This is a genomic window from Streptosporangium jomthongense (assembly GCF_042650425.1).
Classification (GTDB): Bacteria; Actinomycetota; Actinomycetes; order Streptosporangiales; family Streptosporangiaceae; genus Streptosporangium.
In genome coordinates this window covers 119,046-138,664 of the sequence record NZ_JBHSBC010000039.1, presented here as the reverse complement: position 1 = coordinate 138,664, position 19,619 = coordinate 119,046, and the positions used below count along the sequence as shown (strand labels likewise).

At 69.1% G+C, this 19,619-nt stretch carries 21 protein-coding genes; 3 read left to right on the top strand and 18 right to left on the bottom strand.

Annotated features, from left to right (window positions below):
* Positions 1-6: 6 nt before the first annotated feature.
* From ACFOYY_RS33445 to ACFOYY_RS33405, 9 genes are all read right to left on the bottom strand, one after another.
* A complete protein-coding gene (locus tag ACFOYY_RS33445) occupies positions 7-2,475 on the bottom strand; it encodes an NADH-quinone oxidoreductase subunit G (RefSeq protein ID WP_386195073.1) in 2,469 nt (822 codons plus the stop codon).
* A 64-nt stretch (positions 2,476-2,539) separates the two neighbouring features.
* Entirely contained in the window at positions 2,540-3,826 is a 1,287-nt protein-coding gene (nuoF, locus tag ACFOYY_RS33440) for an NADH-quinone oxidoreductase subunit NuoF (protein WP_352010915.1), read from the bottom strand.
* The gene (gene nuoE, locus ACFOYY_RS33435; protein ID WP_352010916.1) at positions 3,823-4,524 is read right to left on the bottom strand and encodes an NADH-quinone oxidoreductase subunit NuoE; all 702 of its coding nucleotides are present in this window, start codon (positions 4,522-4,524) and stop codon (positions 3,823-3,825) included. Before nuoE ends, nuoF begins: the two co-directional genes overlap by 4 nt.
* On the bottom strand, positions 4,521-5,834 hold the full coding sequence (locus ACFOYY_RS33430) for an NADH-quinone oxidoreductase subunit D (protein WP_386195092.1): 1,314 nt from the start codon (positions 5,832-5,834) through the stop codon (positions 4,521-4,523). Before ACFOYY_RS33430 ends, nuoE begins: the two co-directional genes overlap by 4 nt.
* A 17-nt stretch (positions 5,835-5,851) precedes the next feature.
* Positions 5,852-6,529 carry an NADH-quinone oxidoreductase subunit C gene (locus tag ACFOYY_RS33425; RefSeq protein ID WP_362778057.1) on the bottom strand — a complete coding sequence of 226 codons (678 nt, stop codon included), beginning with the start codon at positions 6,527-6,529 and terminating at the stop codon, positions 5,852-5,854.
* Positions 6,530-6,582: 53 nt separating this feature from the next.
* Positions 6,583-7,134, bottom strand: a complete 552-nt coding sequence (locus ACFOYY_RS33420; RefSeq protein WP_352010918.1) for a NuoB/complex I 20 kDa subunit family protein — start codon at positions 7,132-7,134, stop codon at positions 6,583-6,585.
* Positions 7,135-7,136: 2 nt separating this feature from the next.
* Entirely contained in the window at positions 7,137-7,496 is a 360-nt protein-coding gene (locus ACFOYY_RS33415; RefSeq protein ID WP_352010919.1) for an NADH-quinone oxidoreductase subunit A, read from the bottom strand.
* A gap of 134 nt (positions 7,497-7,630) precedes the next feature.
* Entirely contained in the window at positions 7,631-8,908 is a 1,278-nt protein-coding gene (locus tag ACFOYY_RS33410) for a geranylgeranyl reductase family protein (RefSeq protein ID WP_352010920.1), read from the bottom strand.
* Positions 8,909-9,054: 146 nt separating this feature from the next.
* Positions 9,055-9,780 (bottom strand): demethylmenaquinone methyltransferase, encoded by a 726-nt coding sequence (locus ACFOYY_RS33405; RefSeq protein WP_352010921.1) that lies wholly within the window; start codon positions 9,778-9,780, stop codon positions 9,055-9,057.
* Positions 9,781-10,170: 390 nt separating this feature from the next.
* Between ACFOYY_RS33405 and ACFOYY_RS33400 the strand changes: the two genes are divergently transcribed.
* The gene (locus ACFOYY_RS33400) at positions 10,171-11,448 is read left to right on the top strand and encodes a delta-60 repeat domain-containing protein (protein ID WP_386195069.1); all 1,278 of its coding nucleotides are present in this window, start codon (positions 10,171-10,173) and stop codon (positions 11,446-11,448) included.
* On the opposite strand, the gene ACFOYY_RS33395 is transcribed toward ACFOYY_RS33400, so the two are convergent.
* A complete protein-coding gene (locus ACFOYY_RS33395; protein ID WP_352010923.1) occupies positions 11,449-11,646 on the bottom strand; it encodes a DUF4229 domain-containing protein in 198 nt (65 codons plus the stop codon).
* Positions 11,647-11,915: 269 nt separating this feature from the next.
* Between ACFOYY_RS33395 and ACFOYY_RS33390 the strand changes: the two genes are divergently transcribed.
* Complete coding sequence (locus tag ACFOYY_RS33390) at positions 11,916-12,155, top strand: BldC family transcriptional regulator (RefSeq protein WP_184711992.1); 240 nt, start codon at positions 11,916-11,918, stop codon at positions 12,153-12,155.
* A 133-nt stretch (positions 12,156-12,288) separates the two neighbouring features.
* Here ACFOYY_RS33390 and ACFOYY_RS33385 read toward each other — a convergent pair whose 3' ends face one another.
* Entirely contained in the window at positions 12,289-12,528 is a 240-nt protein-coding gene (locus ACFOYY_RS33385) for a hypothetical protein (RefSeq protein WP_352010924.1), read from the bottom strand.
* Positions 12,529-12,538: 10 nt separating this feature from the next.
* The gene (locus tag ACFOYY_RS33380; protein WP_352010925.1) at positions 12,539-13,375 is read right to left on the bottom strand and encodes a hypothetical protein; all 837 of its coding nucleotides are present in this window, start codon (positions 13,373-13,375) and stop codon (positions 12,539-12,541) included.
* A 114-nt stretch (positions 13,376-13,489) separates the two neighbouring features.
* On the opposite strand from ACFOYY_RS33380, the gene ACFOYY_RS33375 reads away from it, so the two are divergent.
* Positions 13,490-13,792, top strand: a complete 303-nt coding sequence (locus tag ACFOYY_RS33375) for a PLDc N-terminal domain-containing protein (RefSeq protein WP_352010926.1) — start codon at positions 13,490-13,492, stop codon at positions 13,790-13,792.
* 69 nt (positions 13,793-13,861) lie between these two features.
* Here ACFOYY_RS33375 and ccsB read toward each other — a convergent pair whose 3' ends face one another.
* The 6 genes from ccsB to ACFOYY_RS33345 all read right to left on the bottom strand — a co-directional run bounded on the left by ccsB (position 13,862) and on the right by ACFOYY_RS33345 (position 19,594).
* On the bottom strand, positions 13,862-14,830 hold the full coding sequence (gene ccsB, locus ACFOYY_RS33370; protein WP_386195066.1) for a c-type cytochrome biogenesis protein CcsB: 969 nt from the start codon (positions 14,828-14,830) through the stop codon (positions 13,862-13,864).
* Entirely contained in the window at positions 14,820-16,418 is a 1,599-nt protein-coding gene (gene resB / locus ACFOYY_RS33365) for a cytochrome c biogenesis protein ResB (protein WP_352010928.1), read from the bottom strand. Before resB ends, ccsB begins: the two co-directional genes overlap by 11 nt.
* Positions 16,418-17,164, bottom strand: a complete 747-nt coding sequence (locus ACFOYY_RS33360; protein ID WP_352010929.1) for a cytochrome c biogenesis CcdA family protein — start codon at positions 17,162-17,164, stop codon at positions 16,418-16,420. The genes resB and ACFOYY_RS33360 overlap by 1 nt, the downstream gene beginning before the upstream one ends.
* Complete coding sequence (locus ACFOYY_RS33355) at positions 17,154-17,735, bottom strand: TlpA family protein disulfide reductase (RefSeq protein WP_352010930.1); 582 nt, start codon at positions 17,733-17,735, stop codon at positions 17,154-17,156. Before ACFOYY_RS33355 ends, ACFOYY_RS33360 begins: the two co-directional genes overlap by 11 nt.
* Positions 17,736-17,791: 56 nt before the next feature.
* Positions 17,792-18,430, bottom strand: coding sequence for a histidine phosphatase family protein (locus ACFOYY_RS33350; RefSeq protein ID WP_352010931.1), 639 nt, complete (start codon positions 18,428-18,430; stop codon positions 17,792-17,794).
* A 219-nt stretch (positions 18,431-18,649) separates the two neighbouring features.
* Positions 18,650-19,594 (bottom strand): LysR family transcriptional regulator, encoded by a 945-nt coding sequence (locus ACFOYY_RS33345; protein WP_352010932.1) that lies wholly within the window; start codon positions 19,592-19,594, stop codon positions 18,650-18,652.
* Positions 19,595-19,619 lie beyond the last annotated feature (25 nt).

Sequence of the window (19,619 nt, the reverse complement as noted above, 5' to 3'; positions counted from 1 at the left end):
GGTCGCTCACCGCTCCTCATTCACTTCGCGGACGGCGCTCGAGACCTGGGCGGCGGTCGCGGCGCCGAGCCTGACGACGTCACCGGCCGTGGCGCGCAGGTCGCGGGTCACCGAACGGCCCGCGGAGTTCGCGGGCAGCCACACGACCCGGTCGGGCAGGTCGGCGACCAGGACCGGCAGGCTCACCGCGCCGCCTTCGGCGGTGACGGTGATCTCACCGCCGTCCGTGAGACCCGCCTCGGCCGCGGTCGCGGCGGAGACCAGTGCGACGGTCGCGCGCTCGGTGCCCGCGAGGTACGGCTCGCCGTCCTGCAGGCGGCCGTCGTCGAGCAGCCGGTGCCAGGTGGCCAGGATCGCCTCGCCCTCCTTCGGGGCGGCGGTCCGGGAGGCCCCCACGCTCGGCGCCTCGGCCCTCGGGCCGCGCCAGGCGCCGATCGCGGCCAGCTCACGGCGGGCGGCGGCGGGGTCGGGCAGGCCGAGGTGGACGTCCATCTGGTCGGCGATCGAGGAGACGACCCGCAGGTCGCTCATGACGCCGGGGACCGGGACGGCCGCCTCGAACGTACGGCCGCGTCCCTCCCAGTTGACGAACGTGCCGGCCTTCTCGCTCACCGAGGCGACCGGCAGCACGACGTCGGCGCGGTCGGTGACCGCGCTGGGGCGCTGTTCGAGGCTCACGATGAACGGGGTGTTCTCCAGGGCCGCCAGGGCGGCCTCCGGGTCGGCCAGGTCGTAGGGGTCGACACCGGCCACCACGAGGGCACCCAGCTCGCCGCCGAGCGCCGCCGTCAGGATGGCGGAGGTGTCACGACCGGGGGTCGAGGGCAGCGAGGAGACGTTCCACGCCCTGGCCACCTCGGTGCGGGCGTTCTCGTCGTCGATCGGCCTGCCGATGGGCAGCAGGTTCGGCAGCGCGCCCGCCTCGACGGCGCCGCGCTCCCCCGCCCGCCTCGGAACCCAGGCGAGCCTGGCGCCGCTGGTGTCGGCGAGCCGTACCAGGGCCGAGAGCGCGCCCGGCACGGTGGCCAGCCGCTCACCGGCGAGGATGATCGCGCCTGCCCGCCTGATCTCCTCGGAGATCGGCGAGACGCCGGAGACGAGGTCCTCGACGGCCGCGGTCTCCGCGCCCGGCAGGGTGCGCACGAGCGTGCCGCCCATCTTGGCCAGGCCCTCGGAGGCGAACGGCGCGACCGAGAAGACCTTCAGGCCCTTCTTGCGCCACGCCTTGCGCAGACGCAGGAAGACGATCGGCGACTCCTCCTCGGGCTCGAAGCCCACCAGGAGCACGACCGGGGCGCTCTCCAGGTCGCGGTAGCGGATCTCGATGCCCTTGCCCGCGACCGCGTGCGCCAGGAAGCGCTCCTCCTCGGCGGAGTGCGGCCTGGCGCGGAAGTCGACGTCGTTGCTGCCGAGCGCGATCCTGGCGAACTTGGCGTAGCCGTACGCCTCCTCGACGGTGACCCGGCCACCGACCAGGACGCCCGCCCTGCCCCGCGCCGCGGCCAGGCCGCGGGCCGCGACGGCCAGCGCCTCGGGCCAGGAGGCCGGGACCAGGTGACCCTTCTCGTCACGGACGAGGGGGGTCTTGAGCCGGTTGGGCTGGGTCGCGTAGGTGAAGGCCCAGCGACCCTTGTCGCAGTTCCACTCCTCGTTGACCTCGGGGTCGTCCCCGGCCAGGCGGCGGGTGACCTTGCCGCGGCGGTGGTCGGTGCGCAGCGAGCAGCCGCTCGCGCAGTGCTCGCACGCGCTGGGCGTGGACACCAGGTCGAACGGCCGGGCCCGGAAGCGGTAGGCGGCGCCGGTGAGCGCGCCGACCGGGCAGATCTGCACCGTGTTGCCGGAGAAGTAGGACTCGAACGGCTCGCCGTCGGCGGTCCTGACCTGCTCCTTGGCCCCGCGCTCGAAGAACTCGATGAGCGGGTCACCGGCGATCTCGTCGGAGAAGCGGATGCAGCGCGCGCACTGCACGCAGCGCTCGCGGTCCAGCAGCACCTCGGTGGACAGCGCGATGGGCTTGGGGAAGGTCCGCTTGCTCTCCTGGAAGCGGCTCTCGCCCTGGCCGTTGGACATGGCCTGGTTCTGCAGGGGGCACTCGCCGCCCTTGTCGCAGACCGGGCAGTCCAGCGGGTGGTTCAGCAGCAGCAGCTCCATCACGCCGCGCTGCGCCTTCTCGGCGACGGGCGAGGTGAGCTGCGTCTGCACGACCATGCCGGGGGCGACCTCGATGGCGCAGGACGGCTGCGGCTTCGGGAAGCCCCTGCCGTTGCCCGCGTCGGGGATGTCGACCAGACACTGGCGGCAGTTGGCCGCCGGGTCCAGCAGCGGGTGGTCGCAGAACCTGGGGATCTGGATGCCGAGCAGCTCGGCCGCCCGGATGATCAGCGTGCCCTTCGGGACGCTCACCTGGAAACCGTCGATGGTGAGGGTTACCAGTTCTACCGGCGTCTGCGCCGGGGTGGTCGCTTCGACGGTCATGGCGCCTCCTCCGTCGGCCTCATGACCGAAACGGTGCTGTGCTTGCCGGTTGCGTGCCGTCCGCTCACTTGTTCCCCCAGAGCCTTGAGGGGGCGTGGTCGAACGGGCAGCCACCGATCTCGAAGTGCTTGAGGTACTCGTCCCTGAAGTGCTTGACCGACGAGTGGATGGGGCTGGTCGCGCCGTCGCCCAGGGCGCAGAAGGAGCGTCCCAGGATGTTGTCCGCGATGTCGGTGATCGTGGACAGGTCCTCCTCGGTGCCCTGTCCCTTCTCCAGCCGCTTGAGCACCTGCTTGAGCCAGTAGGTGCCCTCCCGGCAGGGGGTGCACTTACCGCAGGACTCGTGCGCGTAGAACTCGGTCCAACGCAGTACGGCCCGCACCACGCAGGTCGTCTCGTCGAAGATCTGCAGGGCCCGGGTGCCGAGCATGGACCCCTTGGCCCCGACCGACTCGAAGTCGAGCGGGACGTCCAGGTGCTCGTCGGTGAAGATCGGCGTGCTCGATCCGCCGGGGGTCCAGAACTTCAGCCGGTGCCCCGCCCGGATTCCGCCCGCCATGTCGAGCAGCTCGCGCAGTGTGATGCCCAGCGGCGCCTCGTACTGGCCGGGCCGGGTGACGTGGCCGCTCAGCGAGAAGATGCCGAAGCCCTGGGACTTCTCCGTGCCCATCCCCGCGAACCAGTCGGCCCCGTTCGCGATGATCGAGGGAACACTCGCGATCGACTCCACGTTGTTCACGACGGTTGGCGAGGCGTACAGGCCCGCCACGGCCGGGAAGGGGGGCTTGAGCCGAGGTTGGCCGCGATGTCCCTCAAGCGAGTCGAGCAGTGCCGTCTCCTCGCCGCAGATGTAGGCGCCCGCGCCGCTGTGGACCACCAGCTCCAGGTCGAACCCGGTGCCGAAGAGGTCCTTGCCGAGCAGGCCCTTGGCGTAGGCCTCGGCGACCGCCGCCTGCAGGCGGCGGATGACGTGCAGCACCTCGCCGCGCACGTAGATGAAGGCGTGGTTGGCACGGATGGCGTAGGAGGCGATGATGACGCCCTCGACCAGCGCGTGCGGGTTGGCCATCATCAGCGGGATGTCCTTGCAGGTTCCCGGCTCGGACTCGTCGGCGTTGACCACGAGATAGTGCGGCTTGCCGTCGCCCTGGGGGATGAACCCCCACTTCATGCCGGTGGGGAAGCCCGCACCGCCACGGCCGCGGAGACCGGAGTCCTTGACGGCCTGGATGACGGCGTCCGGGTCCATGCCCAGCGCCTTCCTGGCCGCCGCGTAGTCGCCGTAGCCGTCCAGGGTGAAGGAGTCCGGCCGGTCCCAGTTGGCCGTCAGGACCGGAGTGAGAGTCGTCATGATGGCTCAGGTGCCTTCCATCCGTTGGCCTTGGCGACCTTCAGGCCCTCCAGGGAGGCGCCCGCCGCGGAGGGGCCGTCGCCGGCCTGGCCGTCGGGCAGGCCCGCCAGCACGCGCGAGGCCTCCTTGAAGGTGCACAGCTTCTTCGGACCCCGGGTGGGCGAGACGTCCTTGCCCGCCTTGAGGTCCTCGACGAGCTGCTTGGCCGACTCGGGCGTCTGGTTGTCGAAGAACTCCCAGTTCACCATCATCACCGGGGCGAAGTCGCAGGCGGCGTTGCACTCAAGCCGCTCCAGCGAGATCTTCCCGTCCGGGGTCACCTCGTCGTGACCGACCCCGGCGTGCTCGGACAGCTCGTCCCAGATCTGGTCGCCGCCCATGACGGCGCACAGCGTGTTGATGCACACCCCGACGTGGTAGTCGCCCATCGGCTTGCGCTTGTACATCGTGTAGAAGGTGGAGACACCGACCACCTCGGCCTTGCTCAGGCCCAGCATCTCGGCGCAGAACTCGTGTCCGGCGTCGGAGACGTAGCCGTCCACCGACTGCACCAGGTGCAGCAGCGGGAGCAGGGCCGACCTCGGCCGGGGGTACCGGCCGATGATCTCCTTGGCGTCGCGCTCAAGGCGCTCACGGACCTCTGGTGCGTACCCTGTGCCCACGGTCGCGCCCCCCTCCTCGTTCCTCTCCTCGTTCATCGGTCGACCCCTCCCATGACCGGGTCGATCGAGGCCACGGCCGAGATGACGTCGGCGACCATGCCACCCTCGCAGGTCGGGGGCACCGCCTGCAGGTTCGTGAAGGACGGGTCGCGGAAGTGCACACGGTAGGGCCTGGTGCCGCCGTCGCTGACCACGTGGGCGCCGAGTTCGCCACGGGGCGACTCGACCGAGGCGAAGGCCTGCCCGGCCGGGACCCGGAAGCCCTCGGTGACCAGCTTGAAGTGGTGGATCAGCGCCTCCATCGAACCGCTCATGATGTGCGCGATGTGGTCGGGCGAGTTGCCCAGGCCGTCGGGGCCGAGCGCGAGCTGCGCGGGCCAGCCGATCTTCTTGTCGTCCACCATGACCCGGTCGCCCTTGAGCGGGCCGGAGAGCCGGTCGAGAGCCTGCTCAATGATCTTGAGCGACTCCTCCATCTCGGCCATCCTGACGAGATAGCGGCCGTAGACGTCGGCGGTCTTCTCGGTCGGGACGTTGAACTCGTAGGTCTCGTAACCGCAGTAGGGCTGCGACTTGCGCAGGTCCCACGGCAGGCCCGCGGCCCGCAGCATCGGCCCGGTGACACCCAGCGCCATGCAGCCGGTGAGGTCGAGGTAGGCGATGTCCTTGGTCCTGGCCAGGTAGACCGGGTTGGCGTCGAGCATCTTGCGCATGTCCTTGATGCGCTGCGGCATGATCTTGAGCAGCTCACCGACCTTGTCGACCGCGCCTGCGGGCAGGTCGACCGAGACGCCGCCGGGCCGTACGTAGGCCATGTTCATCCGCAGGCCGGTGATGTACTCCATCACGTCGAGCACCATCTCGCGCTCGCGGGACCCGAAGAGGAACGGCGTGGTCGCGCCGAGCTCCATGCCGAAGGTGCCGATGGCCACCATGTGCGAGGAGATGCGGGTCAGCTCCATCATCATCACGCGGATGGCCTGCGCCCGCTCAGGGACGCGGTCGGTGATGCCGAGCAGCTTCTCGACGCCCAGGCAGTAGGCCGTCTCGTTGAAGATCGGCGCGAGGTAGTCCATGCGGGTCACGAACGTGGTCCCCTGGGTCCACGTCCGGAACTCCATGTTCTTCTCGATGCCCGTGTGCAGGTAGCCGATGACCGTGCGGGCCTCGGTGACCGTCTCGCCGTCCAGGTTCAGCACCAGACGCAGCACGCCGTGCGTCGAGGGGTGCTGCGGACCCATGTTGACGACGAGCTGCTCGTCCTGCTGTCCGGTGAGGGTCTCGACCAGTTCCGTCCAGTCGTTGCCCGAGACGGTGTAGACCTTGCCCTCGGTGGCGTCCGTGATCTCTTCGAACGGAGCACTCACGAGTACGACCTCCTCTGGTCGGGCGCGGGGATTTCGGCGCCGCGGTACTCGACCGGGATACCGCCGAGCGGGTAGTCCTTGCGCTGGGGGTGCCCGTCCCAGTCGTCCGGCATCATGATGCGGGTCAGCGCCGGGTGGCCGTCGAAGACGATCCCGAAGAAGTCCCAGGTCTCCCGCTCGTGCCAGTCGTGCGTCGGGTAGACAGAGACCGTGGAGGGAATGTGCGGGTCGGCGTCGGGGCACGCGACCTCAAGGCGCAGGCGCCTGTTGTGGGTGATCGAGCACAGGTGGATCACCGCGTGCAGTTCCTCCCCCTCAAGGTGGGGGTAGTGCACGCCGGAGACGCCGAGCGACAGCTCGAAACGCAGCGCGGGGTCGTCGCGCAGGGTCCTGGCGACCTCGACCAGACGCTCACGCCTGACGTGGAAGGTCAGCTCGCCGCGGTCGACGACGACACGCTCGACCGCGTCGGCCAGCTCGGGGCCCAGGGCGCGCTCAAGCTCGTCGGCGACGGTGTCGAAGTAGCCGCCGTAGGGGCGGGGGGTGGACAGCTCGGGCTTGCGCCGTACGACCAGGCGGCCGTAGCCGGAGGTGTCACCGGTCCCCTTGGCACCGAACATGCCCGTGCGGGCGATCGGCTCCTCCGGGACCCCGGGGAGGTTGTCACTGCTCATGTCGGTCCCTCACCGCTCCTCGTCCGTCGCGCGGGGCCGGTCGTCGCGGCACCTCATTTGGCGGTCCCCTGATCGATCAGGGGCAGCGCCCGCAGCGCCTGCAGTTCGAGCTCGTCGATCTGCTTGGCACGGTGCGCGCCGAACTTCATGTTCTGGATCTTGTCGTGCAGCTTCACGATCGCGTCGATGAGCATCTCGGGCCGCGGCGGGCAGCCGGGCAGGTAGATGTCGACGGGGACGACGTGGTCCACGCCCTGCACGATGGCGTAGTTGTTGAACATGCCGCCGCTGGAGGCGCACACGCCCATCGCGATGACCCACTTGGGCTCGGCCATCTGGTCGTAGATCTGGCGCAGCACCGGCGCCATCTTCTGCGAGAGCCTGCCCGCGACGATCATCAGGTCGGCCTGGCGCGGAGACGCCGAGGCGCGCTCCATGCCGAAGCGCGCCAGGTCGTGCTTGGGACCACCGGTCGACATCAGCTCGATGGCGCAGCAGGCCAGACCGAAGGTCGCCGGCCAGACGGAGTTCTTCCGCGCCCAGCCCGCGACCTGTTCGACCGTGCTGAGCATGAACCCGCTCGGAAGTTTCTCTTCAAGACCCATGTCTAGTCCCAGTCCAAACCCTTGCGGCGCCACACGTAGGTGTAGGCCACGAGCACGGTGACGATGAACAGCACCATCTCGACCAGTCCGAAAACCCCGAGCTGGTCGAACGCGACCGCCCACGGGTAGAGGAAGATGATCTCGATGTCGAACACGATGAACAGCATCGCGGTGATCATGTACTTCAGCGGGAAGCGACCGCCGCCGACCGGCTGGGGCGTCGGCTCGATCCCGCATTCGTAGGCGTCAAGTTTCGCGCGGTTCCAGCGCCTGGGACCGGTGAAGGGCGCGATCGTCACCGAGAAGATCGCGAATCCCGCCGCGAGAACGGCGAGCACCAGGATGGGTGCGTACAACTCCATCGCTACGCCTCCTCTCCCATCTCCACGCGCGCCGGCGCGCAGCTCATCAGGTCGTTTCCTTGTTCAGGCCGTTGTGCAAGTCTAGGCAGGGCGATCATCGCTCTTGCCTTCCACGTTCCGTACGTTTGCTGAGGTCATGCCGACGGCGCGACCTTCGACAGAGCGTTGATGATGCGGTCTGACGCATCGCCTCGTCGGTCGGTGAGGTTACCAAGGAGTTTGAGCGCGAAGCGCATCAGTCCGGGATGTGGCAGCGCGTGCCTGGCGGCGAAGTCCATCACCCCGCGGTGCCCGATGAGCTCGACGAAACCCCTGCCCAGGGTGAAGTAGCCACCGTAGGCGTCCTTCAGCGTCTGCGGGTAGGCCCGCAGCACACGCTCACGCTGCGCCGGAGTCGTACGGCCGAGCGCCTGGACGATGGTCTCGGCGGCCACCTGACCGCTCTCCATCGCGTAGGCGATGCCCTCGCCGTTGAACGGGTTGATCATCCCGCCCGCGTCCCCGACCAGCACCAGACCCCTGGTGTAGTGCGGCTGACGGTTGAACGCCATCGGCAGCGCCGCCCCCCTGATGGGGGAGGTCATGTTCTCCTGGCTGAAGCCCCACTCCTCGGGCATGCCCTTGACCCAGCGCTTGAGCAGGTCGCGGTAGTCCATGCCCTTGAAGGACTCGGTGGTGTTCAGCAGTCCGAGACCGACGTTGGAGGTGCCGTCGCCGACGCCGAAGACCCAGCCGTAGCCGGGCAGCAGCGTCTCGCCGTCCCACAGCTCAAGCCAGATCTCAAGGTAGTCGTCGTCGTGACGGGGGCTGGTGAAGTAGGTCCGCACGGCCACGCCCATCGGGCGGTCCTCGCGCTTGTGCAACCCCATCGCCAGCGAGATGCGGGTGGAGTTGCCGTCGGCGGCGACCACGAGGCGGGACCGGTAGGTGACCTCCTCGCCGTCCTTCTTGGCGACCACGCCCACGATGTGGCCGCTGCGGTCGTCGAGGATCGGGCCGGTGACGTTGACGCCCTGCAGCAGGCGGACCCCTCCGCGCACCGCGTTGGAGGCGAGGATCTCGTCGAAGTCCTGGCGGGTGCGGACAAGCCCGAAGTCCGGATAGCTGGCCAGTTCGGGCCAGTCGAGCTCGAAACGTCTACCGCCGCCGACCACGCGCAGGCCCTTGTTCCTGACCCAACCGGGGGCGTCGATGTCAATGCCCATCGCGATGAGCTGCTTGACCGCTCTGGGCGTCAGCCCGTCACCGCAGACCTTCTCGCGGGGGAAAGTGGTTTTCTCAAGCAACAGGACGTCAAGCCCGGCCTGTGCGAGATGGAAAGCGGTTGTCGAACCGGCGGGCCCGGCGCCGACGACGATGACGTCGGCGTCAGCCTCAGCGACATTCCGCTGTACGGCGGCTGGCACGGTCACGGGACCTGTCCTGTCCTACACGCTTTGAGGGCCTCGGGGTGGGGCCTTTCGTTCCTTTGTGAAGACCTTCACAAACTTGTCGCGCCGAAGTCTAACCCCTTTGCGGCGAGAAGTGTCAGGCGGGTACTGCTATCGCCTGTCAATGTTCACGCGGGCTTATATGCCCGATGAAGGGCCACGATGCCCAGAGCGAGATTCCGCCAGGCGACCCGCTTCCAGCCCGCCTCCTGAATGATCTTCGCCAGCCCCGCCTGGTCCGGCCACTCCCTGATCGACTCGGCCAGATACTCGTAGGAGTCGTCGTTCGAACCGAACACCTTGGCGGCCTTCGGCATGAACCGCATGAGGTACTGCGTGTAGATCAGGTCGAAAGAACGCAGCGTGGGGTGGGAGAACTCCAGGATCACCAGGCGTCCGCCCGGCTTGGCCACCCGCAGCATCTCACGCAGCGCCTGCCCGGTGTCCTGCACGTTGCGCAACGCCGTCGAGATCGTCACCGCGTCGAACACGTCGTCGGCGAACGGCAGTCGCAACGCGTCACCCGCGATGAAACTGACCCCCCGCACCCCGCCACCGGAGATGCCGGAACCGCCGCGCCGCCGTACCCCGGTGCTCAGCATGCCCAGCGAGAAGTCGGAGGCGACGGCCCGCGCCCCGAGGGAGGTGAAGGTGTCGGTCGAGGTGCCGGTGCCCGCGCCCAGGTCCAGGACCAGCTCCCCGGGGCCCGCGTCGACCGCCGCCGCGGTCGCCTTGCGCCACAGCCTGACCTGGCCAAGGGAGATAACGTCATTGACCAGGTCGTACCGCCGGGCCGTGCGATCGAACATCGCGGCGACCTCATGCGGCTGCTTGTCCAGCGAAGCGCGCGTCATGGGGCCCAGCCTATTAGCGCCGTCTGTGTCTCTTTGCGACGCCTGGCGGCGTCGCGGGCTGTGTCTCTTTGCTCCGCCTGCGGCGTCGCGGGTTCGGGCGCCTCAGGCCAACGCTTTCCCTCGTCGTTCGTCCGCTTCGCTCCCTCACTCCTCAGTCCAAGCGCCGGCGCGCCCGAACCGAAACCCCTCACACTTGGCGCCGGTAAAGCGCAAGATCAAAAACCTCGCGCACGGCGCCGAGAAGCACGGGGGCTGGTCCTCGTTCCCGGTGTCGGGGGCGGTCGTGGCCGGGGGCACTCCGGTATCCACGGAAAGTGACGGCTTGGTCACTGTGGGTCTGCTAGGAATTACCGAATGTTTACCAGGAGCGTTTCGGCGCTGGTCGCAGCAATGGTTCTTCTGCCGCCCTGGGCGGCCTCGCCCGCGGCGGCGGGCACGATACGGCACACGCGGGTCGTCTCCGCCAACCCGGTGAACAACACCCCCCATGTGCTCGACGGGATCGTCAACGCCATCGCGCTCGTCGGCAGGACGGTGGTGGTCGGCGGCTCCTTCAGCCAGGTGAGGAACGCCGGGAGCAGGACCACGGTGGAGCGCTCCAACATCTTCGCCTACGACCTGGTCACCGGGCGTGTTCTGGCGGGCTTCGCGCCGATCCTGGACGGGCAGGTCAGGGCGCTGGTCGACGGGCCCGGCGGCACGGTCTACGCCGGGGGCGAGTTCACCGAGACCACGGCCACCCAGACCGAAGGCCTGTCGGCGGTCGGGCCCGCCGCCTCGGGGGCGGACACCAACGGCCTGGTCAGGCTGCGACTGTCCGACGGCGCCCCGATGACGGACTTCGGCGCCCAGACCTACGGGGGCGGGGTCACCGCCCTGGCCAGGTCCGGTTCCCGGCTCTACGTCGGCGGTGACTTCGTCGGGATCAGCGGGACCGGCCGTACGGCACTGGCCAGGCTCGACGCCGTGAGCGGGGTGGTCGACGCGGGCTTCGCCGTACGGCTTGGCGATCCGAGGGGGCGCCGGGTCAAGATCGCCTCGATGGCGTTGAGCGGGGACCGGCTGGTGGTCGCGGGCGACTTCACCACCATGAACGGCCTTTCCCGGCCGCAGCTCGGGCTCGTCGACGTCGCCGCCCGTCCCGCGAAGGTCGCCGACTGGCGGACCTCGACCTACGCGGCCAGGTGCAAGGCCGTCTTCCCCTCCTACGTCCGGGGGGTGGACTTCGCCCCGGACGGGAGCTACTTCGCGATCGTCACGACCGGCGGCCCCCAGGGGCCGGACAAGCCATGCGACAGCACGGCGCGTTTCGAGACGCGCCCCCGGGGCTCGCTGGAGAACGTGCGGCCGACCTGGATGAACCTCACCGGGGGCGACTCGCTCTACGCGGTCGCCGTGACGGGCGCGGCCGTGTACGTCGGCGGGCACCAGCGGTGGCTGAACAACCCGCTCGGCCATGACTCCGCGGGCCCTGGAGCGGTCCCGAGGCCGGGAATCTCGGCGATCGATCCGCGCACCGGCAAGGCCCTGTCGTGGAATCCCACTAGGGAGCGCGGAATCGGCGTCAAGGCATTCCTCGCCCATCACGGAGGGTTACTGGTTGGTAGTGACACAACGCGGCTTGGTCACGAGTACCATGCCCGAGTCGGCATGTTCCCGTTGCCGTGATCACTCCTGATTCTTAGTGAATCGCTGACTCACCGCGTCGCGCTGCTTCGACAGCAGGACGTAGCTGGCCACCCCACTGACCAGGAATGCGGCGACCAGCAGGATGAAGGGCTGGCGAAGGCCGAGGAGATAGAGCACACCGATGCTCACGGCCAGGAGTCCCAGCCGGGAGACGGTGTAAACGAAGACGGGATGCACAGCGTTGAGGTTACGTCACCCCACACCCGGCCTGCTCAGGGGTAGGTGTGGGGTGCCGAAGTGGGTGCTTCGCACTGCGCGTGAGCGCTGCTAGTGTGCACAACAGATCAGTTTCGTAAAGAAACACCCACGAGACTCTCAAAGAGGCTCTATCATATAACAATCGGGCAGTCAGTCGATAACAACCCGTGATCTTTGTAGAAAAGCACGGATAAATCAGACTTCGCTCGGCACACTGGTTACCTGTCCGCCCGCTGGCAGGAAGCGGGATGCGAGGGGGAGAGATTGTGGAGAGTAGCAGCGAGCGTCTGCTGACGCCCGGAGAGGTTGCCGCCCTCTTCCGGGTCGACCCAAAGACGGTTACACGCTGGGCCGCGGCAGGCCGCATCAGCAGCATCCGTACCCCCGGAGGGCATCGGCGGTTCCGCGAGTCGGAAGTGCACGCCCTTCTGCGCGGGGAAGACGTCTTGACGGCCGAAAGGCCGGCAGGCGACGCACCGCGTGTCTGACGACTTATGACGTCACACCATCGGTGGTCCTACGGGGCCCCCACCCGGAAAGCCGCAGGGTCACCGATGGAGTCGTACGGCTCGCACCCCCCGAGCCGCAACCCCGCCCCCACCCGGGGTGTCCCCAGGGACCTCAGCCGTCCTGTTCGGCCTTGAAGGCCAGGAACTCACGTTCCAGATCGTCGTTCTCCTCAAGCCAGCGCCGTCTGCGCTCGGCGAGTTCCTCCTCGGTGAACGCCTCCGCCAGCCACCGGTCGTAGTCCGGATCTCCCGGTAGCAGTTCCACGTACGCGTTGCCGATCAGACGCCCGTCATCACTGGACAGAGTCTGCGGCACGCGCAGCGTTCCGTCAGCGAGCCGGATGACGTACATCCCAGATCACCTAGATTCCGTAACGCCGGTTGAAGAACAACATGACATCGAGCGCCAGCCTCGTGTTACCGCCGAGCATGTCCACCAGGGCCGGACGCTGCCGCGAAACGATCGCGGCGAAGGCGTCAGCGAAAAACTCCTTACGCCCCAGATCGCCCGACTGAAGGTGGAACCCGGAGGCCAGCATAGGGACGCATCTCTCATAAAGGGCCGCGAACTCGGGAGAGTCGGAGACCCAGTCTCCGTGGGGAGCGTCCACGTCGTCCAGGGCGTGCCCGACCTCGTGCATCATCACGTCCGGAGTCGGCGAGGGCCGGTCCCCCACGACGATCTTGCGGTCGCCGTACGCTCCCGCGCAGATGTCCCAGGTCGCCCGGCCCGAGGGCAGCGGCGCGCCCCGCAGATAGCCCATGTCGTCCAGGTCGGGCACCCCGCCCGCGCCGACGTAGATGCCGTCGAGCCCCTCGGCGAGTTTCCTCTTGAGGATGTCGGGCAGCCTGGCCAGGCTCTCGACCGCCCGTACGGCGTCCGCGGACGGCGGCCCCTGGTCGGCGTCCCACTGGCGGTGCAGGATGCGTTCGAGCCGCCCGCAGTGCCGTAGGCCGTCGCCCATCCCGGGGGCGTCCGGAGGGTTCGGCATGGCCCTCGGCCGCTCGTCGTCGAGCTCGAAGTCCCGCCAGGTGTACTGCGGGCGGTCGACCACCGGAGCCGTCACGGCGCCCATCCGCCACTCCGGCGCGAGCGGCGCGTCACGGACCGCTCTCCCTGCGACACTCTCCGTGCGCTGTGGCAGGCTCCGCTGCCACCAGCGCCGCCGATGACGGCCCTTGTCCGCCGAATTCGCCATCACACGCCCCAGGAGGAAGTGGCAACAGGCTCCACCGTACGGCGTGGGCCCCCGTCAGTCACCCGGATCGGGGCCACGACCGCACCCTGCCGCCGAATGGCTTACAGTTCGGGCATGCCCCTGCTTGTCGGTCTGGCGATACTCGCCTTCTGGCTCTACTGCCTGTTCGACGCGATCACCACGCCGGACGAGGACGCCAGAAACCTGCCCAAGCTCCTATGGGTGATCATCGTGCTGCTGCTGCCCGTCGCGGGCGGCGTGTTCTGGCTCCTGCTCGGCAGGCCGAGCGTCTCCGGGGCCAGGGGAACGCTCCCACCCGACGACCACAGGCCCGTGCGCCGCGAGGCCCCCAGGGGCCCCGACGACGACCCCGAGTTCCTCAGGGACCTGGAGCGGCGGCTGCGTGACGAGGAGTGAACAGCGCATGCGAAAGCCCGCCAGGAGGTACGGCACGGCCGCCCTCCTGACGGGCGGGAAGGACCGGTCTCAGCCGGGAACCTCGGCGTAGGAGTGCAGACCGCCGAGGAAGATGTTCACCCCGACCAGGTTGAACATCAGGCAGGCGAAGGCGATGAGTTGCACGATCATCGCGGCCCTGCCCCTGAACCCCGCGGTCGCGCGGGCGTGCAGGTAGGCCGCGTAGGCGATCCAGGTGATGAACGCCCAGACCTCCTTGGGGTCCCAGCCCCAGTAACGTCCCCACGCCTTGTCCGCCCAGAGGGCGCCCGCGATGACGGCGAACGTCCAGATCGGGAAGCCGACCACGATGGCGCGGTGCGCGACCCGCTCCAGGTCCTGCCGGGACGGCAGCCGGACCGCGCTGTCCTTCCTCACCAGGAAGAGGACACCGGCGACGCCCGCCATGATGAACAGGCCGCTGGCGATGATCGCCGCCGACACGTGGATGGCGACCCAGTAGGAGTTCAGCGCCGGCACGACGGGACCGGCCTGCACGTACAGATACCGTACGGCGAAGCCGAGCCCGAGGGCGGCGGCGACCGTGACGAAGGCCCCCAGGAACAGGTTCCGGTAGCGCAGGTGCATGAACAGGAACGCGCTAACCGCCGCGAAGCACATCGCGACCACGAACTCGTACATGTTGCCCCACGGCCAGCGGCCGATGGCCCAGCCCCTGGTCAGGATGGCCGCCAGGTTCGCGGCCCAGCCGAGCCAGGTCAGCGCGAGCGCGACCGGGGCCGCCCGCAGCGCCCAGGCGGGTGGTGCCTTCTCCTCGGGCGCCTCGTCCCGGGGGATGTCCTGGGAGACACCCCCCGCGTCCCCGCCGACCGTGACGAGCGCGGGTTCACCGGCGGTCCTGGCCTTCGCGGTGCTTCTGACCCGGCCGAAGCCGAGGTCGAGGGCGTAGCCGATCATCGCGACGATGTAGAGCAGCACGGTCGCCAGGGTGAGCTGGTCGCTCAGCGTGGCGAGGCCGACATCGACCTCAACGGGCATCGTTGTTCACTCCTGGATTCAAAGCGGCGACGATCCCGGCGAACTCCTCGCTGAAATCGCTGCCTTCGGTGCGCGTGAGACCGCCGATCTCGACGTGTCCACTGTCCTTTTCCTGCCGGTCGCCGATCCGCACCCACACCCGGCGGCGGCGGACGGTCAGCGAGAGCACCAGGCCGATCACCGAGAGCGCGGAGGCGACGAGCGCGGGCATCCGGCCCGGGTCGTGGGTGATCTGCAGTGCGATCCACTGCCTGAGCCCGGTGAACTCGATCGACCCCATACCGTTCGGCAGGTCGAGCTTCTTGCCGACGGCCAGCGGGTCGGCCTTCATGACCAGCGGCTTCATCTTCTTCAGGCTCGTCGGGTCCAGCTCGTAGACCGACTGCGGCCTGCCGTTGCGCAGCCCGAGGTCCCCGGCGAACGCGCCGTACACCTGGGCGGTCGGGTTGGCCGCGCCGGGGAAGACCGAGATCCACTCACCGTTCATCGGCACCGTGGTCGGCAGGAAGCCGATCAGGAGGCCGAGCTGCTCCGGCTGGGCGTCGGGCACCTTGATGACGCACTCGGAGGTGAACGTCGCGGGCTGGACGACCAGGCACGGCACGGGACCGTCGAAGGCGACCTGCCCCCTGCCATCGGTGATCTTGAAGGTGGGGGCGTAGCCGTGGTCGATGAGGTAGGTCAGCGTGCCGTTGACGTCCAGCGGGTCGTTGACCTTCAGCGTGTAGTCGCGCTGTCCGGCGCCGGGGGCGTCGGTGACCTTGAGCCTGGCCTCGAAGTCGAGCGGCTGGCCACGCCGCTCGCCCTGGGCGATGTAGGTGGCCTGGAAGTCGTCAAGGGTGAAGGAGAACGGTTCGAGCGACTCGGCGCTGACCTGCTGGCCGGGCATGTAGCGGTCGTAGGCGGCGACCGTGTTGGCGAAGCCCTCCCCCTCGACGACCAGCACGTTGCCGCGGTAGCCGTACAGGGCGCCCGCGCCGACCGCGACGAGCAGGCCGAGCAGCGCGACGTGGAAGATCAGGTTGCCCGTCTCGCGCAGGTAGCCCTTCTCTGCGGAGACCCAGCCGGGCCCGGTGACCACCCGGAAGCGCATCCGGCGCAGCCGCTTCGCCGCCTCCTCGACGGTCAGGTCACCCTCGAAGGAGGCGTTCTGCGGCAGCCGAAGCAGGTTGCGCGGCGGTGCCGGGGGCTTCTTCCGCAGCTCACGCAGGTGCGTCGCGGCACGTGGAAGCACGCAGCCGATCAGGGACAGGAACAGCAGCAGGTAGATCGCGGCGAACCACGGCGCCCTGAACACGTCGAACAGCCACAGCCGGTCGAGCCACTCGGCCAGGGCCGGGCTGTCGCTGAAGTACTGCGAGACCTTGGCGTCGGAGACGCCGCGCTGCGGCCAGATCGACCCCGGGACCGAGGCGAGGGCGAACAGGAACAGCAGGATCAGGGCCGTGCGCATCGAGGTGAGCGTGCGCCAGAACCAGCGCGCCCACGCGACCACGCCGAACGAGCCCGGCCGTACGGCCCGCTCGTCCCCGTCCGGCTCGCGCCGCCCGGCCGTACGGCCAGGCTCGGCCTGCTTGACTTCCTCCATCAGATCACCGGCTCGAATCCGCCGATCCACCCCTGCATGGTCGCGACGAGCTCTCCCCAGAGTCCCGTGACGAGCAGCAGGCCGACGGCGACCAGCATGGCCCCGCCGATCCGGGTGATCAGCTGCGAATGGCGGCGAACCGCCTTGAACGTGTGCAGTGCCCTACGGTATGCCAGCCCCGCCACCAGGAAGGGCAGTCCGAGGCCGAGCGCGTAGGCGAAGGCCAGCAGGGCTCCCCGCCCCGCGCTGCCCTCGGTGAGTCCCAGGGTGAGCACGACACCCAGGGTGGGGCCGATGCAGGGGGTCCAGCCGAGGCCGAAGACCACGCCGAGCAGCGGCGCCCCGGCCAGCCCTGCGGCTGGAATCCGGTGGATGCGCAGGTCACGCTGGAGACCGGGCAGCACCCCCATGAACGCCAGGCCGAGCACGATCGTCAGTACGCCGAGCACCCGCGTGATGATCGCGGCGTTGTCGGCCAGCGCCTCGCCGAGACTCCCGAAGATCGCCCCGCCCGCCACGAAGACCAGCGCGAAGCCGAGCACGAACAGCCCGATGCCCGCGACCATCCGGCCGCGCCTCGGGTCACCGCTCATCCCCGTCACGTACGACAGGTAGCCGGGCACCAGTGGCAGCACGCAGGGCGACAGGAAGGAGACAAGGCCGGCGGCCACCGCGATCGGCAACGCCAGCAGCAGCGACCCGCTCGCGACCGTCGCGGTCAGGTCGGTTCCCACCTCAGTGCTCACCGCCGACCTTGGTGACCACGTCGAGGAGGTCGTTGTACTTGACGGCGCCGAGGGCACGGGCCGCGATCCGGCCCTGGCGGTCGATGACCAGCGTCGAGGGGATCGCGGCCGGGGGCACGGTGCCGTGGAAGGACAGCGCGATCCGGCCCGGCTGGTCGAAGATGCTGGGGTATCCGGGCTGCTGGCTGCGTTCGAAGGCCTGGGCCTCGGCCTTGCGGTCCTTGAAGTCGATGCCGAGGAACTCCACGCCCGACGCCTTGGTCTTGGCGGCGATGTCCTTGAGCACCGGCGCCTCAGAGCGGCAGGGCGCGCACCAGGCGGCCCAGAAGTTCAGCACCACGACCTTGCCCTTGTACGAGGCCAGGGAGACGGTCTTGCCGTCGAGGGTCTCGCCCTCGACGGCTGGAGCCGGTTTGCGGCCGGCGGCCTCGAACGTGGTGATCTTGCCGTCACCCGGCACGAAGCGGGTGTCCCCGCTCTGCGGCTGCGATCCCTGGTTACCGGCACATCCGGCCACGGTGACGATCGACACGGCCACGAGCAGCACGGCGGCGAAGGGTTTTGCGCGCATCAGGGGCTGAGTCTTCCTGTACTACAACCGGTAGAGCAGTCACTCTACCGGCGTGGTCAGGCGCCCGGTACGGCAGGGCGCCCGACGAGCGCGCCCGCGGGTTCGCTGTATCCGACACTGACCAGCCGGTCGCCCTCGAAGGAGAAGCTCGTGAGGCTGGCCAGCGAACACTGCCTGCGTCTGGGGTCGTGCGGCAGCCGCCTGCCCTCGGCCGCGAGCCGGATGATCCAGATCGGCAGCTGGTGGCTGACCAGCACCGCCTCGTGACCGCGCGCCGCGTCTCTGGCGGTGTCGATCACGCTCTTCATCCGCCGGACGACGTCGGTGTAGCGCTCTCCCCAGGAGGGACGCAGCGGGTTCCACAGGTGACGGTAGTGGCGCGGGCTGCGGAAGACGCCGTTGCCCCCGGCGACCGAGACGCCTTCGAAGATGTTCTCCGCCTCGATGAGACGTTCGTCGAGGGTGACCTCAAGGCCGAAGGAGGAGGCGATCGGAGCGACGGTCTCCTGGGCCCGCTCCAGAGGGGAGGAGAACAGGGCCGTGACGTCTCGTCCCGCGACGGACTTGGCGACCAGTTCGGCCATCTGCTTTCCCGTCTCCGACAGGTGGTATCCGGGGAGCCTGCCGTACAGGATGTTCGCGGGGTTGTGCACCTCACCGTGGCGCAGGAGGTGAACGACGGTCGTCTCAGCCATGGTGCCGCCAGCCTACCGACAGGTATGGATGAATAGGGCGCATAGATGGACCAGTGTGGCTGTGCCGCCCGGACGACGCCAGCGCCGAAGACAGTCGACTTCCGGGTTTAGCGGCGTTTTCCGGTGCTTCGTGCATGATCTCACCGTTCTACGGCCGATCTGTGGCCGATATGGGACACCTGTTCACGGGCCGGTCACCGTGGCGCCCGGCCCGCGCGCTCAGCCTTCGACGGGTTCCCCGACCGGATCGGCCGTACCCGCCGGACAGTGGGGCTCGGAGGCGAGCCTGAGCGCCTCGACCGCGGCCCTGATCGCCGGGCGGCGGGCCGCGTCGGTGCGCCAGAGCGCGTAGATCTTCCGGGTGGGACGCGGCCTGAGCGGGACGATCCGCACCCCCTCGGGCACGAAGTCGCGGCCGAGACGGGGGACGATCGCGCAGCCCTGCCCGGCCGCGACGAGGGCGAGGTGGGTCGGATACTCGTCGGCCATGCAGGCGATGTCGGGTTCGAGCTCGGCCGAACGCAGCGTGTAGACGAGCCAGTCGCGGCAGACCGTACCGGGCGAGGAGCTGATCCATCGCTCGCCGGACAGCTCGGAGAGCTCGATCTCCTGCCGGTCGGCCAGCGGATGGCACGAGGGCAGGATCGCGTCGGCGACGTCGTCGAAGAGCATCGCCCTGGAGAGCCCCTCGGGAACGGCCAGCGGCCGGTTCATCCAGTCCTGGACGACCGCGAGGTCGAGCTCACCCCTGCTCACCTCACGGAGCTGGCGCTCCGGCTCCCGCTCGTGCAGCTGGAGCCTGAGGTCGGGGTGGCGCCGCTGCAGGTGGGACAGCGCCGCGGGCAGCAGCCCCCGCGCCGCCGTGGGAAACGCCCCGATGCTCAACCTGCCGACGACCGCTCCCCGCAGCGCCTCGAAGTCGGCCTCCGCGGTCTCGACCAGCGCGAGGATGCGCTCGGCGTGGTCGGCGAGCAACCCGGCCGCGTCCGTCAACCGGACCCCGCGCCCGTTGCGCTCAAGCAACGTCGCGCCGGTCTCCCGTTCGAGCTTGGCGAGCTGCTGAGACACGGCGGACGGGGTCACCATGAGGGCGTCGGCCGCCGCGCCGACCGATCCGTACACGGCCACGGCGTGCAGAGCTTTGAGGCGGTTGAGATCCAGCATGTAGCAACTCTAAACGCCCGTAGCA

Bases quoted from the DNA above. Each gene is read 5' to 3' on its own strand.
- ACFOYY_RS33445 (WP_386195073.1), bottom strand. From the start codon at position 2,475: ATGACCGTCGAAGCGACCACCCCGGCGCAGACGCCGGTAGAACTGGTA.
- nuoF (WP_352010915.1), bottom strand. From the start codon at position 3,826: ATGACGACTCTCACTCCGGTCCTGACGGCCAACTGGGACCGGCCGGAC.
- nuoE (WP_352010916.1), bottom strand. From the start codon at position 4,524: ATGAACGAGGAGAGGAACGAGGAGGGGGGCGCGACCGTGGGCACAGGG.
- ACFOYY_RS33425 (WP_362778057.1), bottom strand. From the start codon at position 6,529: ATGAGCAGTGACAACCTCCCCGGGGTCCCGGAGGAGCCGATCGCCCGC.
- ACFOYY_RS33420 (WP_352010918.1), bottom strand. From the start codon at position 7,134: ATGGGTCTTGAAGAGAAACTTCCGAGCGGGTTCATGCTCAGCACGGTC.
- ACFOYY_RS33415 (WP_352010919.1), bottom strand. From the start codon at position 7,496: ATGGAGTTGTACGCACCCATCCTGGTGCTCGCCGTTCTCGCGGCGGGA.
- ACFOYY_RS33405 (WP_352010921.1), bottom strand. From the start codon at position 9,780: ATGACGCGCGCTTCGCTGGACAAGCAGCCGCATGAGGTCGCCGCGATG.
- ACFOYY_RS33400 (WP_386195069.1), top strand. From the start codon at position 10,171: ATGGTTCTTCTGCCGCCCTGGGCGGCCTCGCCCGCGGCGGCGGGCACG.
- ACFOYY_RS33390 (WP_184711992.1), top strand. From the start codon at position 11,916: ATGCGAGGGGGAGAGATTGTGGAGAGTAGCAGCGAGCGTCTGCTGACG.
- ACFOYY_RS33385 (WP_352010924.1), bottom strand. From the start codon at position 12,528: ATGTACGTCATCCGGCTCGCTGACGGAACGCTGCGCGTGCCGCAGACT.
- ACFOYY_RS33380 (WP_352010925.1), bottom strand. From the start codon at position 13,375: ATGGCGAATTCGGCGGACAAGGGCCGTCATCGGCGGCGCTGGTGGCAG.
- ACFOYY_RS33375 (WP_352010926.1), top strand. From the start codon at position 13,490: ATGCCCCTGCTTGTCGGTCTGGCGATACTCGCCTTCTGGCTCTACTGC.
- ccsB (WP_386195066.1), bottom strand. From the start codon at position 14,830: ATGCCCGTTGAGGTCGATGTCGGCCTCGCCACGCTGAGCGACCAGCTC.
- resB (WP_352010928.1), bottom strand. From the start codon at position 16,418: ATGGAGGAAGTCAAGCAGGCCGAGCCTGGCCGTACGGCCGGGCGGCGC.
- ACFOYY_RS33355 (WP_352010930.1), bottom strand. From the start codon at position 17,735: ATGCGCGCAAAACCCTTCGCCGCCGTGCTGCTCGTGGCCGTGTCGATC.
- ACFOYY_RS33350 (WP_352010931.1), bottom strand. From the start codon at position 18,430: ATGGCTGAGACGACCGTCGTTCACCTCCTGCGCCACGGTGAGGTGCAC.
- ACFOYY_RS33345 (WP_352010932.1), bottom strand. From the start codon at position 19,594: ATGCTGGATCTCAACCGCCTCAAAGCTCTGCACGCCGTGGCCGTGTAC.